Source organism: Tateyamaria sp. Alg231-49, assembly GCF_900143535.1.
Lineage (GTDB): Bacteria > Pseudomonadota > Alphaproteobacteria > Rhodobacterales > Rhodobacteraceae > Tateyamaria.
This window is the reverse complement of sequence record NZ_FRFA01000012.1, coordinates 76,991-93,838: the sequence shown is the minus strand read 5'-3', so window position 1 is coordinate 93,838 and position 16,848 is coordinate 76,991. Positions and strand designations below refer to the sequence as shown.

General features: G+C 56.0%; 14 protein-coding genes. 12 read left to right on the top strand and 2 right to left on the bottom strand.

Features of this window, described 5'->3' with window-relative positions:
• The 4 genes from DHN60_RS16835 to DHN60_RS16810 all read left to right on the top strand — a co-directional run.
• A partial coding sequence (locus DHN60_RS16835; RefSeq protein ID WP_159089254.1) for an integrase core domain-containing protein occupies positions 1-366 on the top strand: 366 nt, incomplete at its 5' end.
• 216 nt (positions 367-582) lie between these two features.
• Positions 583-1,098: a hypothetical protein gene (locus tag DHN60_RS16830; protein ID WP_108838490.1), complete on the top strand. Its 516-nt coding sequence runs from the start codon at positions 583-585 to the stop codon at positions 1,096-1,098.
• Positions 1,099-1,939: 841 nt separating this feature from the next.
• Positions 1,940-3,478: a hypothetical protein gene (locus tag DHN60_RS16815; RefSeq protein WP_108838487.1), complete on the top strand. Its 1,539-nt coding sequence runs from the start codon at positions 1,940-1,942 to the stop codon at positions 3,476-3,478.
• Between the two features lie 364 nt (positions 3,479-3,842).
• A complete protein-coding gene (locus DHN60_RS16810; protein WP_159089253.1) occupies positions 3,843-4,592 on the top strand; it encodes a GNAT family N-acetyltransferase in 750 nt (249 codons plus the stop codon).
• Positions 4,593-4,830: 238 nt separating this feature from the next.
• On the opposite strand, the gene DHN60_RS16805 is transcribed toward DHN60_RS16810, so the two are convergent.
• On the bottom strand, positions 4,831-5,766 hold the full coding sequence (locus DHN60_RS16805; protein WP_234423680.1) for an IS110 family transposase: 936 nt from the start codon (positions 5,764-5,766) through the stop codon (positions 4,831-4,833).
• 508 nt (positions 5,767-6,274) lie between these two features.
• Between DHN60_RS16805 and DHN60_RS16800 the strand changes: the two genes are divergently transcribed.
• Positions 6,275-7,693 carry an amidase gene (locus DHN60_RS16800; RefSeq protein WP_159089252.1) on the top strand — a complete coding sequence of 473 codons (1,419 nt, stop codon included), beginning with the start codon at positions 6,275-6,277 and terminating at the stop codon, positions 7,691-7,693.
• Positions 7,694-7,792: 99 nt separating this feature from the next.
• On the opposite strand, the gene DHN60_RS16795 is transcribed toward DHN60_RS16800, so the two are convergent.
• Positions 7,793-7,975: a DUF1674 domain-containing protein gene (locus DHN60_RS16795; RefSeq protein ID WP_108838483.1), complete on the bottom strand. Its 183-nt coding sequence runs from the start codon at positions 7,973-7,975 to the stop codon at positions 7,793-7,795.
• 78 nt (positions 7,976-8,053) lie between these two features.
• Here DHN60_RS16795 and DHN60_RS16790 point away from each other — a divergent pair, with 78 nt between their 5' ends.
• From DHN60_RS16790 to DHN60_RS16760, 7 genes are all read left to right on the top strand, one after another.
• The gene (locus DHN60_RS16790; protein WP_108838496.1) at positions 8,054-9,325 is read left to right on the top strand and encodes an RsmB/NOP family class I SAM-dependent RNA methyltransferase; all 1,272 of its coding nucleotides are present in this window, start codon (positions 8,054-8,056) and stop codon (positions 9,323-9,325) included.
• Between the two features lie 74 nt (positions 9,326-9,399).
• The gene (locus DHN60_RS16785; protein WP_108838495.1) at positions 9,400-11,145 is read left to right on the top strand and encodes a heparinase II/III family protein; all 1,746 of its coding nucleotides are present in this window, start codon (positions 9,400-9,402) and stop codon (positions 11,143-11,145) included.
• A gap of 18 nt (positions 11,146-11,163) precedes the next feature.
• Positions 11,164-12,747 (top strand): bifunctional phosphoribosylaminoimidazolecarboxamide formyltransferase/IMP cyclohydrolase, encoded by a 1,584-nt coding sequence (gene purH / locus DHN60_RS16780; protein ID WP_108838482.1) that lies wholly within the window; start codon positions 11,164-11,166, stop codon positions 12,745-12,747.
• A 7-nt stretch (positions 12,748-12,754) separates the two neighbouring features.
• Positions 12,755-13,246 carry a signal peptidase II gene (gene lspA / locus DHN60_RS16775; RefSeq protein ID WP_108838481.1) on the top strand — a complete coding sequence of 164 codons (492 nt, stop codon included), beginning with the start codon at positions 12,755-12,757 and terminating at the stop codon, positions 13,244-13,246.
• A gap of 52 nt (positions 13,247-13,298) precedes the next feature.
• Positions 13,299-13,805 (top strand): DUF3035 domain-containing protein, encoded by a 507-nt coding sequence (locus DHN60_RS16770; protein WP_108838480.1) that lies wholly within the window; start codon positions 13,299-13,301, stop codon positions 13,803-13,805.
• Positions 13,806-13,902: 97 nt separating this feature from the next.
• The gene (locus tag DHN60_RS16765) at positions 13,903-15,261 is read left to right on the top strand and encodes a pitrilysin family protein (RefSeq protein ID WP_108838479.1); all 1,359 of its coding nucleotides are present in this window, start codon (positions 13,903-13,905) and stop codon (positions 15,259-15,261) included.
• Positions 15,258-16,577 (top strand): pitrilysin family protein, encoded by a 1,320-nt coding sequence (locus DHN60_RS16760; protein WP_108838478.1) that lies wholly within the window; start codon positions 15,258-15,260, stop codon positions 16,575-16,577. Before DHN60_RS16765 ends, DHN60_RS16760 begins: the two co-directional genes overlap by 4 nt.
• Positions 16,578-16,848: the final 271 nt, after the last annotated feature.

Genomic DNA, 16,848 nt, shown 5'->3' with positions numbered 1-16,848 from the left:
GTCAGAGGCGATAACGGCTCAAGCTACGTCTCCGGCGACTTGGCTGAATGGTTGCAGGACAAGGGGATGAAACACTCGCGCGGTGCGCCGTATCATCCGCAAACCCAAGGTAAGATCGAGCGTTGGCATCAAACATTGAAGAACCGGATCTTTCTGGAAAACTACTTCCTGCCCGGCGACCTCGAAGCCCAGATCGAAGCCTTCGTCGATCACTACAATCATCAGCGCTATCACGAGAGCATTAACAACGTCACACCCGCCGACGTCTACTTCGGGCGTGACAAAGCCATTCTAAAACAGAGGGAAAGGATCAAACGAAAGACGCTCGAAGCGCGCCGCTTGCAACACAGAAAACGCGCCGCATAATCAAACCAACCAGATGAGCCAAACTCTCTCTTAGTTTAGATCGCCATTGGTTCCAAAAACTCTGACGACGGACAATACCCAAATGTATGTTCTATCGACCTTGCAATCTAAGGTGAGACACGTCGCTTTTTTGCAGATAAGCCAATCCATTTGGGGTGGATTTTTCCATACCTTATGTGCTTTTAAGTTGAGATAGTTTGCGTGTAGGGCAGGTCATTGAAGTTCCTAACAAAATTGAGAAAGCTTTGGCTCCCCGGTGCAGAGACGAGAAAGAAACTTGACGGCATAGCATGTGTATACAAGGCAGAGATTGCCTCTGAACAAGTTATTTTGAGTGAGCTTGAGGCGAGCAAGGCAGCCGCAGAGAAAGACCTTCATGGGGTGAATTCAATTTATGATTTCAAATCTAAAAGATTGCGAGATTTGGAGAATTGCTTCGACGACAAGAGCAGACTTTATGATGACCTCAATGACCTTCACAATCAGATGAAGTCGATCAAATCCAAACTGGATGATGCATATCAGGATTTAAAAAAGAACAAGGCTAGCAAGGAAGATTATTACAACTGGTCCGAGAGACAGCGTTCACTTTGGAACGGTTACACTGGTCGCGGAGGGAAGAAAGTCAGAAACCATTGGAATATCAAAAGTATTTTTGACAAATATTCTCAGCAAGATTTAAACAGATATAATTCAAACATTGAATCAGCAAAAAGAAGAATAGGGCGGTAAAAATCAGAGCGAGACAAAACGTATTCTGAAATTCAAAAGATAAAGTGCGTGATTGGAGAGGCAAAAGAGCTCTGCGCTTTCGTTAAGACTCCTGAAGCCAAAAAAGAAAAGCGAAACCTTCGAAAGGAGATCCCTGCTCAGAAGAAGACCTTAGATCAATTGAGGACTGCGTTGACAAATGAACAAGGCAGGGTCACAGAACAGAAAGCCGTCATCGTCAAGATAAGGCAAGAATGGGCAGACGACCGCAGGAAAATCAAACTCGCGCAATAATCTAAGATCTGTTCGCGCTCCAAAAACATGGCGCTTGAACACCCCGCGGAGGAGTGTCTGGGAAAGTTTAGGCCCGTTGATGTGAAAGCCGGAAGATACGGACAGAATCCTGGGCAACATGATAACTCCACTGCGTTAGATTGCAGGGGGTTTTGTTTTTTCCACTCAATACGGAAAACTCAGACAAGCAAAAAACCCGGCGCTTATCAGATTGAAATTTTTTTGCTCTCAGAGAATTGCTATAGTCACCTACAAGGCCGCCCGAAGCAGGATGCTAAAGCCCAGGTAATCAATGTGATGAATGAAGCGCCTCACATCAACTGATTGCGCTTCAGAAAGGTCAAAGATAGCGTCTCGCCTGCCCAAGCACATCGACGCTCTAGGATTGCTGCCCGCGGGTTCAGCGCATCGAATTGCCTTGAGTTGACAAAAATATGCGGTTCTACAGCCGCCGTGGACTGACAGATCGGTATGCCACACGGCGAAAATCATCAGACTTTAAAAAGTCTTAAACGATTCAAGTTTGGAAACATGCGATGTCACTCTGATCATTAGAGAAGGACAAAACATGCCAACAAGAGCATGCGAGATTGATCGACGCATTGTTAACGAAGCCGAGAAAATGGCAGAAGAAGGTTATGACGGCACTTACACGTTCAAGGACTACGGCAAGCTCGGTTTGCACTTAAGAGTCAGGGGCCATCGGGCCGTTTGGTTGAGCAAGTTTAAGCAGAGCACTAAAACCATCGGTCAACTTTATCCGTGTCCAACTGTAAGACCAATCACAAGCGTAAAAGCCGCTCGGGAAAAGGCTGCCAATGTGCGCACCATTCTCATGTCTCAGCCAGACAAATTCGAGGCTTATATGGCGCATCGGGACCAAGGGCTGGACCACGAGGCATCAGTGGCGAGACTCGTGAAGACGCCACCTGGCTGGACGTTGCGGGCGTGCTTTGAGGCAACCCTCGAGGACAAGCTGTCCAAAGATGGCAAAAAGTCAGTAGCACCCGCGACCGAGAGGGATATCAGGTACGTTCTGTCACGACCAACTTGGGCGAACACTTTGGATTGTGAAGCCACGCGCCTTACCCAAGGAGATCTGGAAAAGGTGCGCGACGCGACACGCAAATCCCATGGTGTTTCCGCATCGGTGAAACTCGTGTCCTATACACGAGAAGCTCTGACATGGTGCGCGCGCTTTCATAGCGGTGCCAGTGGCTTGGAGAAGGTGCACCCATGGTGGCTCATGCTCGCATCACCGGTGATCGTGAAGCCGAAGACCCGCAGGCCTGAACTGGACGAAGCAGTGAGAACGTTGTGGATTGCCGAACAGTTTCTGAGCCATCCGCTCCCTGGCCGGCAGTGTTTCAAGTCAGGCGTGCATCCCTGGACACTGGCAGCTTTGTGGTGGGCTGTTCTCACCTGTCAAAGAACAGGTGCAGCCTTTTCGCTTATGAAAAGTGACCTTGTCACAGACCCTCTTGCTCCAGAAGACTGGCAACTGGCGTCCTGGAACGTGGAAAAGGTAAAGGGAAATCAGCGGGTTATCCTGCCTGTACCAAAGCAGGCAATCGACCACCTGAACAGGTTCCTCCGCATGCAATCGGTCTACGGGGAAACAGAATTCTTTTTGCCCTCAACGCAGAATTCAAACAAGACTGTCACCGGCTCAGGCGCGTATCAAATCCTGTCCCGTCTCGCTGGCAAGGACCGAAACAAGCCTGAGAACGATAGACGGTTGACCCCAAAATCAAATCCTTGGCCGGATTTGCTGGGAGAAGAAGGGATCGACTGGTGGTCGCCACATGATATCAGGCGAACGCTGGCAAAGTTTCTCAGTGACGCTGGATACGCCGGTGGTGCCTCCGCGATCCTGACACATGCCATCAAAGATCCAACAATCCTCGGGTTCAACCAGAACGACCAGAGTGCATACGACCGCATGAGGCAAAGCGCCGCCGATGTGACCGAGAGGTCATATGGCGCTCACTCTCCTTACATGGACCTAAAAAAGGACTCGATAAAGCTTTGGGTAAAGGCAGTTCTGGACGCCTACGAGGAACAGAAGAGCATTCCCTGGAGGAGCAAAGAAATGAGAAACCTATGATACTGCACGGCCCCATAAGTTTGCACGCCCAGCCCAAAAAACTGCAACTTCAATCCATAAGCTTTGGGCTCTGAAACGACGTTCGCTACGCAATGCCTGAACGACGGCTCTGCGGACAAACCCGCCTAATGCCGTTGCAGCGAATTTCGCGACGGCTTGTCCGCTAAATTGCGAAACTGGTCGCGGCATTGCAGCGTAATTTTCCCGAAAGCGGTCATTGAACGCTGCCAAATTGGCTCGAACCCAATCCGGACGTTCGCTGCGCCAAAGTCCTATGTCTCAGTTGCGGGACAAACCGGCAATTCGCTGCGGTTGCACCAATGTCCGTTGTTGCTGTGATGCCCAGTCGGCTACAACGGCGCACATGTCAAGATTCACGCTTTCACTCGATCCATCACCGCAGCTACGGCAGCGATACCTCAAATCTCTCGAAGAACCCCAAGAGTTCTTCTTAGAAGAAATGGTTGGTTTTGGGGAATTTTGGACGAATGACGATGGATCGTATGGCGTCACAAATGGAACTAGCTTGGTCGAGTTCTTCAGTCCCGAACCTGAGAACTCGACGAGGCTGTTGCGGTCTCTACATGATCAACACGGCTTCTCAACGGCGCTGGTCAAGTCCTTTGATCGTGCCTTCGTGCAATCTTGTCAGAAGCTTGGATGGCAGGGTTCTGTGGGAGGGTTTCTGTTCAGAAAACGAGAAGCCTGCACTCACATAACATTCAATAGCGCAGAGATAAGCGCTGCAATACCAACCGATGTCGAACCGCTTTGGGAGATCAATGAAGATTTCTTTGAAAGCCAAGGTGAGATCGCGGCTTTAGCCAGCAGGGACATGCTTTGGACAGTCAAGATAGTCGGAGAGATCGTTGGTTGTGGGGTTTCCAACCGCTTCAGTGAAGATAGCGATGCAGTAGATATCGGTATGATGGTTGCCCCAGGCTTTCGTTGCAGAGGGTTAGGAACCCACATTGTTAGCGAGATTGCCAATAAAATTGAGCTTGCGGGATTACGTCCGATTTGCGGGTGTGGGGCTAGCAACATCGCGTCGAAAGCCACCCTTGAGAAAGCTGGCTTTGTTTCAGAGCATCAACTCATTTCATTCGCCGTATGATGCCCGCGCCATCTGAAGCTGACATTCGTGCAACGTGCAGCATTCGGAAATAAGGGCTCAGTGCGGTCGTAGTGGGCCCCGTAGTCCAACGACCGCTCTGAACAGCCGAATGTCCGGGCATCGGGCCACGCCGCTGCAAGCGTTGAATTTTCCACTTTTCGGGAATGACCGCTTTCGGTGAGCAGTCCAAGCTTGCTCTGCTGCGCCGCCGCAAGACCGCTTCGAGTATCCGTCTTGGTCAAGCGTGGTTTTGAACCCACTCTCGATCTGCTTTGACCAATGTGTTGGCGAGCTCAATGAGTTTCCGCATGATTGCTGTGAGAGCGACCTTTTGCGGTTTTCCCTGTTTGATCATTCTCTGGTATTTTTTGCACATATCGGGGTTGTGTTTTACAGCGACGAGAGCAGGCATGTAGAGCGCGTCGCGCAACTGCTTTCGGCCCCCTTGAATGCTGGCTTTGCCACGCCACTTTCCCGACTGTTGGGTCATCGGAGCCAGCCCGGTCAGGCTTGCAGCTTTCTTCTTATCAAGAGTACCGACCTCAGGCATCTCAATCAGAATGGTTGCTGCGGCCACTTCGCCTATGCCCGGGATTGATCGTAAAATTGCGTTGGCCCGGGCGCGGCTGGGGCAGTCTTGCAGCCTTACGTTAATGTCTTGTTGTAATGCCTTCAGCTGACGCGTTAGCTGTTCTATCCGTGCTTTGGTTTGCCGCCTGACGAGAGCAAGAGTTTGTGTTTGCAGACGATTTATCAATCGGGTGCGATCCTTGATAAGAGCTCCTCGGGCACTGAATAACTCTCTGATTTCATATTGCTTTTCGTCGATGGGTTGGTCTGGCTTTAAGGCAAAGGCTTTTCCAAAGCTTGCGAGCATGCGCGCGTCTACTACATCTGTCTTCACCCTGGAGCCGCAGGCCTGAGCGAACCGCCGCGCCTGCAAAGGGTTGACCTTGGCCAAAGGGAGTCGCCGAGAAAGTGCGCGTTCAAAACGTCTGTGATACGGACCAGTGGCCTCAAATACGACACGAGCAGGTATGTCCGCGCCCAACCATGCTGAGAGGGCACGGAAACCGGTAGGTGCATTGGGAAAGCGCGCTGTGCCTCCATCGCTTAACCGATGCGCTTCCAGAAAGTCCTTCGAAATATCAATGCCTATGCTATCATCTGTCATCATCGTCATGTCCTATGCTTGTCATGCAAGCCCATGAAAAATCCAGCTTGCGTATCCGTTCAGGCCTCATGCGAAGACGGCGGCTGACCATACTCGAAAACGGTCCCTCACGACCAAGCCCAAAGCGATCCAGCCGCCACCACTGCCAGCCATAAATGGCTTGGCCGGCAGTGGCTCAATCTTTGCAGATCGATAAGGAAAGCATAAGACAAGCCCAAAACTGACTGATGCTGTGGTTCGCATTTTTTGAAGTTAATTCTAAAAAATTTCGAGGAGAAATTACAACGGAAAGCACTCTGCCCATCGCTAGCGATGCGCGATCATGAGAAGCGCCTAAATTGCTCCTTGTTTGATAATCGAAGGATTTGATCTAATTTTGCCGAACTTAGAAGCGCAAGGAGTGAGCCTAGTGTCCGGACAAACCCGTAGAGCATTTTTGATGCGATCCGCCGCTGCGACGGCTGTCTCAGGATTGAAGCCGGTTGCAGGCCTTGCTCAGACACGTCGCATGGACGAGCTAATTGACGAAGATGCAACGGGACTGGCAAATCGGTTGCGCGCCCGTGAGTTTACTCAATCGGAATTGGTTGAGATAGTCATCCGTCGGATCGAGGTGATGAATCCAGCGCTGAATTTTATGACGAACTCAGCGTTCGACAAAGCCCGCTTGAAGGCCGACACGATTCCGCTCGACGCGCCCTTTGCGGGTGTCCCAATCCTGATGAAGGACATGATCGATATTGGTGGGATGCCTCGAACGGACGGTTCACGGTTGATGTTGAATAACGTCCCAGAGAGTAGCGTCGAATATGTAGAAGCTATCGAGAGGGCTGGTTTGAACATTCTTGGCCAGACCAACGTGCCGGAGATGGCCAGTTTTGTCATAACGAACAATGATGTCTTTGGTGCCACCAGAAACCCTTGGAACCCTGACTATTCCGTATTTTCCTCCAGTGGAGGATCAGCCGTTGCAGTGGCCTCAGGGGTCGTTCCGATGGCGCATGGAACGGATGGTGCCGGTTCAAATCGGCTCCCACCGTCTGCGACTGGAATATTCGGTATGAAGCCTAGCCGCCGCCGAATGCTATCGGGCGAAGCGGACGGCGGGCATGATATTGCGAAAACAAACCAGATGCTGTCCCGCACAGTTCGCGACAGCGCACTTGCTTTTTCTCTTACAGAAGACTTCGCAGGCGACCCATTTCCGCCAGTGGGCTTTGTCGAGGGACCGTCGCCCCGGCGTCTTAGAATTGGCTTGGTAATAGATGATGGGAAGTTGATTTCAACAGACTCAGAGGTTGCCGATGCGCAGCGCAAAGCGGCGCTATTGCTAGAGTCTCTTGGCCACGTAGTAGAAGAGACAGATTGGCCCGTTGACGCAGATGCTATGGCCGACGCCTATGTGAAATTCTTTGCAGGAAAGGTAGGGCCTTTAAAGCAAGCTGTAGAAGCAGCTTCCGGCAAGCCACTGATGGAAGCCGGGCTGCTGACGCCTTTGTTGGCTTCCAACATTGAGGCTTCGGCTGCATATTCCGCAGAAGATATTGGCAAGGGCCGCGAATTCTTAGACAATCTGGTGCCTCTCTTTGATGGCGTCTTCCAACGCTACGATGTTCTTTTGGCGCCAGTTGCTCCGGTCGTCGCACCGCCGTTGTATGAGCACACGCCTGACGAGTTGTGGACTGATGAATTGGCGCAGTATGCAGCAGCGCGATTGAAATTTACCTCACCCATCAATTTCGCCGGATGCCCGGCGATGTCAGTGCCACTATACTGGAGCGCTTCTCTTGGGCTACCCATCGGTTCACATTTCATTGCGGCAGAAGGCCATGACCGAATGCTGTACGAGTTGGCCTATGAACTGGAAAGCGCACGTCCTTGGAAAAACATTTGGGCACCGTTTTCACTAAAATACGTGCCTGTATAAATTCTCTTGGTATCTTCGAGAAAATGGTCGTTCTGCTCGTTGGTTCCAACGGCAGCTTCGTCGCGCATAGTGGACAACCCCGAGCACATACCAAACTCCTCAAAAATCGACGGCGATACCCTTCTTCTCCCAATCACCGTAACGCACAGGCTCTGGCCCATCACGCCCGCCCAACTCGGTCGGCAACTCAAGGGCCTTGGCTGCCTTGCGCCGTTCTTCGGCCTCGGCCAAGGCGCGCTGGGCGGCTGGGGGCAGGTCACTTGTGTCGGACGTCTCGCTCATGGGGTTCCTCTTGGCTTGTGTGCTTGATATACGCCCGAACTTGGCCCCGGCAAGGTGGGCAATGCATCGGAATACATCATGAGCGATATTGGCATCCCCGCGCGGCGCAGCGCCATTTACCTGCTGGACCAGATTATGGGCGAGGGCAAACTGATGTCCGAAGTGATCGGGGCAGGGGCACTTGATCGCCTCGACCCTGCGGACCGCGCCCGCGCGCAGCGCCTCGCGACCGAGACATTGCGCAGCATGGAACGCGTTGATCGCCTGCTGCAACGCCATTTGCAAAAGTACCCTGCGACAACTGTGCGCAATGCCTTGCGTATTGGTACTTACGAGCTGTGTCAGGGCGAGGCTGCGCATGGTGTGGTCAACGCGATGGTCACAATCATTTCCAAACACAAACGCTATGGGCACCTTAAGGGTCTCGTGAATGCGGTGTTGCGCAAAGTGGCTGACAAAGGCGTGGAACAATGGCCGACCTTACGCACCCCGCGTCTGCCGTCGTGGTTGCGCAAGCCGTTGGTGCAGGCATGGGGGCCAGAGGCCGTTGGGGGCATGGAGACCGCTTTTTTTGCGCAGACGCCTCTTGATCTCACACCAAAATCTGATGTGGAGGCAGTGGCCAAAGCGACAGGCGGCACGGTGCTGCCCACTGGGTCCGTAAGACTGGTAGACGCGGGGCAGGTGTCGACCCTGCCGGGGTTCACGCAAGGGGATTGGTGGGTGCAGGACGCTGCTGCGGCTGTTCCGGCCCGCGTGTTGAATGCGCAGTCGGGCGAAGCCGTGCTTGATCTGTGTGCCGCGCCCGGTGGTAAGACGATGCAGCTGGCCGCGAGCGGGGCAACTGTCACGGCTGTCGACATTTCGGCTGGACGGATGGAGCGGGTGAAACAGAACCTGATCCGCACGGGCCTGCACGCCACGACCGAAGTTTCGGATGTGTTTGATATCACAGGTCAATACGATGCCATCCTGCTGGATGCGCCATGTTCGGCCACGGGCACCATTCGGCGCCACCCCGATCTCCCCTTTGCAAAGGATGGGTCAGAATTCGGCGCATTGATCGAGCTTCAGGGCCGCATGCTGGATCACGCGCTGACCTTGCTGAAACCCGGTGGCCGGCTCGTGTTTTGCACTTGTTCGCTGCTTCCGGACGAGGGCGAAGTGCAGATCGAAGAGGCTTTGGAGCGTCACCCCGGATTGCAGGTGGATCGCGACACGCTGGACCGTCCCGGCATAGATCCCGCTTGGATCACCGAAGAGGGTGGTCTGCGTCTGCGCCCCGACCTATGGGCGGAACATGGCCACATGGACGGATTTTACGTCGCAAGCTTGCGCAAATCAGCTTGAGGAAGCGTGACTTGGCTCGCGGCTGGGGCTATGATGCGCGAAAGCGCGCGTAGAGGCGCCACGAGGCAGTGAACATGACCACCACACTTGGGTTTTCCGCACGAAAGGCCCGGTTCCTGAACCGCTGGCACGCGGCGCGCGCGACCCGTGGAGGAACCGTTACCGCCTTTGTCTCTGCGCCCGAACCTCGCACAATCGGCAGTTTCGCGCGTGGGCGGCAGTTGGTGGCGGGCAACTATCTGTTCGCTGGCGCGCTTGTCGAAGCACCGGGCACCAACTTGTGGGACGTGACTGCGCCGGACGCGACATTCGAAGATGCCCTTCAGGGTTTTGCCTGGCTCGACGATCTTGCGGCCGTCGGGGACGGCAAAAGCCGCGAAGCCGCGCAACGCTGGTTGTGGGGGTGGATTGACCGCTATGGCAAAGGGCGCGGACCGGGTTGGACGCCTGATCTGACAGGGCGACGCCTGATCCGTTGGATCAACCACGCCTTGTTCCTATTGCGCGGACTGGACGGTCAGGAGCCGGACGCGTTTTACCTCTCGCTCGCGCAACAGACTCGCTTTCTTGCCAAGCGCTGGCACGCCGCCGCCCCGGGACTGCCCCGGTTTGAGGCCCTTACAGGACTTATATATGCAGGCCTCTCGCTTGAGGGGATGGAGGATTTAGCCCCGCCTGCCATCGCTGCTTTGGCACGTGAGTGCACGCAAAAGATCGACCATGAAGGTGGGATACCGACCCGCAACCCCGAAGAGCTTTTGGACGTTTACACGCTGCTCACATGGGCTGCTGGTGCCCTTGAGGAAGCGGGGAAACCGGTTCCCGAAGCGCATATGGCAGCTATCGAGCGGATCACGCCGACTTTGCGCACGTTGCGCCATTCTGACGGCGGGCTGGCCCGTTTTCATGGTGGCGGGCGCGGGCAGGAAGGATGGTTGGACAATGCGCTGGCCGCTTCGGGTGTGCGCACACGACAGGCCGACGGTTTGTCCATGGGCTATGCGCGGCTGAGTGCGGGGCGAACCAGCATCATCATTGACGCGGCCAGACCGCCTTTGCCCGCTGTGAGCCAAAATGCGCATGCCTCAACCCTTGCGTTCGAGGTCACGTCCGGGCGTCGTCCATTGATTGTGAACTGCGGTTCGGGGGCCAGCTTTGGCGCAAATTGGCGGCGGGCGGGGCGTGCTACACCGTCGCACTCGACGTTGACGCTGGATCGCTTTTCCAGCGCACGGCTTGGGAATGCGGACCGCGCAACAGCCAGTGAAGTGCTGATTGACGCGCCCGATCATGTGCCCATCGAAGTGAGCCACGCGCCCGACGGCCTGCGCTTTCAGGGTGGGCACAATGGCTATAGTCGAACGCACGGTCTGACACATGCGCGCCAGCTGGAACTGACCTTTGACGGACGCGGTATGGCGGGTGAGGACATGCTGCTGGCGCTGGAGGAACACGAAAAGCGGGTGTTTGACAAAGTGATGGATGCCAAAACGCTGGGTGGCATTCCTTACGACATCCGTTTTCACCTGCACCCCGAGGTGGATGCTGAACTCGATATGGGCGGCTCTGCCGTATCGATTGCTCTCAAAAGTGGCGAGATGTGGGTGTTTCGCCATGACGGGACACAGGAAATGTCTCTTGAGCCAAGTGTTTACCTCGAAACCGGGCGTCTGAAACCGCGCGCCAGTCAGCAAATCTGCCTGTCTGGACGTGCCATGGGATACGCCACTCGTGTCCGCTGGTCCTTGTCCAAAGCGCAGGAAACTGCCATGGGCATCCGCGACCTGAACCGGGATGAACCGGTCGAGATATATGACTAACAAGGATTGCTGCCAATCATGACTGACCTCACGCCTATGCGCCGTGCCCTGATTTCTGTTTCTGACAAAACTGGACTTGTTGAGTTTGCCACCGCACTGGCCGGGCAAGGCATCGAGTTGCTTAGCACTGGCGGGACCGCGCGCGCCTTGCGCGATGCGGGGTTGAACGTGAAGGACGTGGCAGACGTCACCGGTTTTCCCGAAATGATGGACGGCCGGGTCAAGACACTGCACCCCGTTGTGCACGGCGGTTTGCTGGCTTTGCGTGACAATGACGATCATGTGGCCTCGATGGAGGAACACAGCATTGGCCCCATCGATCTGGTTGTGGTGAACCTTTACCCGTTCGAGGAAACCGTAGCCAAGGGCGCGCCTTACGGCGAAGTGATCGAGAACATCGACATCGGTGGTCCCGCCATGATCCGTTCAGCGGCCAAGAACCATGGGTTTGTCACCGTCGTCGTGGACGTTGCCGATTATGATGCGGTGCTGTCCGAACTTTCCGAACATTCGGGCAAGACCAGCTATGCATTGCGCCAGCGCCTTGCGCAGACCGCCTATGCCCGCACCGCCGCCTATGACACAGCCGTCAGCACATGGATGGCAGGCGCAGTCGGCGAAACTCCACGCCGTCGCACCTTTGGTGGGACCTTGGCGCAGAATTTGCGCTATGGCGAAAACCCGCATCAGGCGGCGGCTTTTTACACGGACGGCACGGCCCGTCCAGGCGTAGCCACAGCGACCCAGCATCAGGGCAAAGAGTTGAGCTACAACAACATCAATGACACCGACGCGGCCTTTGAACTGGTGAGCGAGTTCGCAGGCCAAGGCCCTGCTTGCGCCATCATCAAACATGCCAATCCGTGTGGCGTGGCGACAGGCGCCACATTGGCCGAGGCCTACGCCCGTGCCTTTGATTGTGACCGCACCAGCGCGTTTGGCGGCATCATCGCCTTGAACAAACCACTGGACGGGCAAACGGCGCAGGCCATCAGCGGCATCTTTACAGAAGTCGTGATCGCGCCCGGGGCGGACGCCGACGCCATTGGTATTTTTGGTCAGAAGAAGAACTTAAGGCTGCTCACCACGGACGGGTTGGCCGACCCTGCAGCAGCCGCTTTGGCAATGAAACAGGTGTCAGGCGGATATCTGGTGCAGGACAAAGACGTGGGTCGGATCAGCCAAGATGATCTGAAGGTCGTAACCAAACGCCAACCGACCGAGCAAGAGCTGGCCGACATGCTGTTTGCGTGGACTGTGGCCAAGCACGTGAAATCCAACGCCATCATCTATGTCAAAGACGGCGCGACCGTCGGCGTGGGGGCCGGACAAATGAGCAGGGTCGACAGCACGCGGATCGCGGCGCGCAAAGCGCAAGACATGGCCGAGGTCATGGGTTTGCCTGCCCCGCTGACTCAAGGGTCTGTTGTTGCCTCTGATGCGTTCTTTCCTTTTGCCGACGGTCTGATCACGGCGGCCGAAGCCGGTGCGACGGCGTTGATCCAGCCCGGGGGGTCGATGCGCGACGATGAGGTGATTGCCGCCGCAGATGAGGCCGGACTGGCGATGGTCTTTACCGGCATGCGGCATTTCCGGCATTAGGGACCTCATGAAGCTTCTTTGGATCAGCGCTGTACTCGCCTTTGTCCTCGACCAACTGTCGAAGTATCTGGTGATCCATGTGCTTGGAGTGTCTCAGTTCAAGCCGATCGACGTGCTGCCACCCATCCTGAATTTTCGCTATGGCGAAAATCGGGGGATCAACTTTGGTCTGCTTGGGGATGGCACCAGCGTCTGGGTGCTGATTTCGATTGCTCTGGTAATCTGCATCGGGGTGCTTTGGTGGGTACGCAAACACCCCCAGCCACTGCTGGCCAACATCAGTGCGGGCCTGCTGGTTGGCGGAGCGCTGGCCAATGTGCTGGACCGACTCCTCTATGGCTTTGTTCTGGATTTCCTCAACATGTCCTGCTGCGGGATCAACAACCCGTTTGTGTTCAACGTGGCCGACATCTTTATCTTTGCCGGTGCTATCGGCCTTGTCTTTTTCGGGCAGGACGGCACGTCAGCCCAAAAGAAGCGGGGCAAAAAGGGTGCGTGACAAGTACGCCCAAGCTGCGATAATGCAAGCCGAGCCCAAGGAGAGTTCGTTCATGCGCCTGATTGTCTGCGCCCTGATTGCCATCCTGACCCTCGCGGCCTGCGAAAACAAAGGGCTGCGCCAACTCCAGCAGCAAGGCAACGGGCCGGATGAATTCATCATTGTTCCGGCCAAACCTCTTGAAACCCCAGACAGTTTGGCGGCCTTGCCGCAGCCAACGCCGGGTGGGTTTAATCGTACTGACCAACGCCCGCTTGAAGATGCCGTTGCGACACTGGGCGGGCAAAGTGGATCGCCCACGGCGCCGATCCCGGGCAACGATGCTGCCCTTGTGAACCATACCAGCCGCTTTGGTCGCGAGGCCAACATTCGCGCCACGCTGGCTGCGGCCGATGCAGAGTTTCGCAGGCGGCAAGCGCGGTTTAGCCAAATCCGGCTGTTCGCCGAAGACACCTATGCAATAGCCTACCGGCGCGAGGCGATCAGCCCGGGCGCTGTGGCCCGCGAGTTCCAGCGCGCTGGTATTCCGACCCCCACGACCCCGCCGGGGCGTCGCTAAGCACCGCGTCTAATACCTCACAAAGCCGCCAGCACCGCTTGAACCCCGGCCCGACTGGCGTATCTGTTAGCAACACCGCACTTCATCAGGATTTGCCATGACCCGACTGCGCGCCATTTTCGCCGCTCTGACATTGTCGATCACCCTCGTGCCCGCCAGCTTGCGCGCCGACCAAGAGGGAGTCACAACCTTTACCCTTGAAAACGGGATGGATGTTGTGGTGGTCGAAGATCACCGAGCCCCGGTTGTTCAACATATGGTCTGGTACAAAGCCGGATCTGCGGACGAACCTGTCGGTTCTTCTGGCGTCGCGCACTTCCTTGAACACCTGTTGTTCAAGGCAACCGACACGCTTGCTGATGGCGAATTGTCCTCCACGGTGGCTGCCAACGGCGGGCGGGACAATGCATTTACCAGTTATGACTACACGGCCTATTTCCAACGCGTGGCCGCTGATCGACTTGAGCTGATGATGCGGATGGAATCCGACCGGATGCGCAACATCCGCTTTACCGAAGAAAACGTGGCGACAGAACGCCGTGTAATCATCGAAGAGCGCAACCAGCGCACCGAAAACAACCCGCGCGCCCTGTTCGGTGAGCAGATGAACGCGGCCCAATACCTGAACCACCGCTATGGCGTACCAATCATTGGTTGGATGCACGAGATGGAGAGTTTGGACAAAGAAGACGCATTGGGTTTCTACAACACCTACTACTACCCCAATAACGCCATTCTTGTGGTGTCGGGCGATGTGGACCCGGAAGAAGTCAAGCGATTGGCCGAAACGTACTACGGCGCGATCCCGGCCAATCCTGACCTTCCCGAGCGGGTGCGCAGCGCCGAACCTCCGCAGAACGCCGAGCGCCGCATAATCTTCCGCGACCCACGCGTGGCACAGGAATATGTAAGCCGCTCCTACCTCGCCCCCGAACGCGACCCCGGAGATCAGGAGGCCGCAGCAGCGCTAACCCTGCTGGCTGAGGTGTTGGGTGGCGGGCAGACCAGCTACATGACGGAAAAGCTGCAATTCGAAGAGCAAAAGGCAGTTTGGTCCGGAGCGTTTTACCGAGGCACGAGCCTTGATGACACCACATTTGATGTGGTGATCGTGCCTGTGCCGGGCCTCGCGTTGGAAGAGGCCGAAGAGGCGATGGACGCTGTGCTTGCCCAGTTCCTGATTGATGGCGTGGACGAAGAACAGCTTGACCGGATCAAGTATCAGTTGCGCGCCAGCCAGATTTACCAGCGCGACAATGTCGATGGGATCGCCCGGCGCTATGGCGCTGCGATGTCCGTTGGCCTGAGCGTCGAAGACATTCAGGTTTGGCCTGATGTACTGCAGGCGGTGACGCCTGAAGACATCATGGAGGCCGCGCGCAACGTGTTTGACCGCGATGCATCGGTGACCGGGTGGCTGACCCGTCCGATCAGCCCTGAGGAGATCAGCCAATGACCCGTCTGTTCCTGATCATTGCCATCGCCTTCGCTGCTGCTTTGCCCGCCCGTGCGGATGTTGAGATCGAAGAAGTGGTCAGCCCCGGCGGGATCACAGCGTGGCTTGTCCGCGAACCGTCGATCCCTTTCATGGCGATCGAACTGCGCTTTCGCGGTGGTGCGTCATTGGATGCGCCAGACACACGTGGGGCGATCAACCTTATGACCAGTTTGCTCGAAGAAGGGGCCGCTGACCTCGACGCCCGGGCCTTTGCCCGTGCGCAGGAAAGCCTTGCGGTTTCCTTTGGGTATGATGTCGGTGATGACGCTCTGTCTGTGTCCGGAACTTTCTTGAGCGAAAACCGCGATGAGGCCGTTGAGTTGTTGCGCCAGTCCATCATTGAACCTTCCTTTGCTTCAGAGGCCCTCGAACGTGTACGCGAACAGGTGCTGACGGGTCTGCGATCTGACGCAAAAGACCCGGATGAAATTGCGCGCCGGACCTTTGATGCGATGGCTTTCGGCGATCATCCGTACGCGACGGATTATTCGGGTACGATTGAGAGTGTGACGGCCCTGTCGCGCGACGACATGCTGGCAGCGCACAGCGCCGCCTTTGCCCGTGATCGCCTGTATGTGGGCGTGGCTGGTGATATCACGCCCGAAGAGCTAGGCCCGCTGCTGGATACCCTGCTTGGGGAGTTGCCTGAGATTGGGGCGCCGATGCCGGAGCCTGCGCCGGTCCTGATTGAGGGGGGGACGACGGTTGTCGAGTTTGAGACACCGCAGTCGGTTGCCATCTTTGGCCAGCGCGGCATTGCGCAGGACGATCCGGACTACTTTGCTGCCGCCGTGCTCAATCAGGTGCTGGGGGCTGGCGGGTTCGAAAGCCGCCTGATGGACGAAGTTCGCAAGAAACGCGGCCTGACCTATGGGGTTTATTCCTATCTTGCCCCACAGGACTATGCGGCGACTTTGCAGGGGCAGGTGGCGTCGGCCAATGAGAGTATTGCCGAGGCTGTGTCGGTGATCCGGGATGAATGGGCGCGCGCCGCCGCGGAGGGGATCACGCTGAAAGAATTGGATGCCGCCAAGACCTACATTACTGGGGCTTATCCGCTGCGGTTTGACGGCAACGGTCCGATTGCGCGGATCATGGTCGGCATGCAGATGCTTGGCCTGCCGATCGACTATATTGCGACCCGTAATGACAAGGTGGATGCTGTCACGCTGGAGGATGTGTCTCGGGTTGCGGGTGAGTTGCTGGACCCTGAGAACCTGCACTTTGTTGTGGTGGGCCAACCTGTTGGTCTGGAAAGCTCTGTGGCCAACTAAAAATGGGTGTCCCACGCTGGGACATCTGTCCGCCCATTGTAAATCAATGGCTTACAGAGGCGGAGTAAGAACTCGTTAAGAATTGATCGGCCGTCGCAAGGGCGACGGAGGGGCGTGTGTTGCGTCGACGGGCACCTTGGCTTGGCGCCAGATGTCTATCGGCAGCACGTGACCGTCCTTAGCCCCTAAGTGTCCGCTGCAGCGGTAAACACATACCGACATTCAGGGCGCAGATCGCCCCGCAACGCAGCTTGGGATGCGGTGCGGTTCT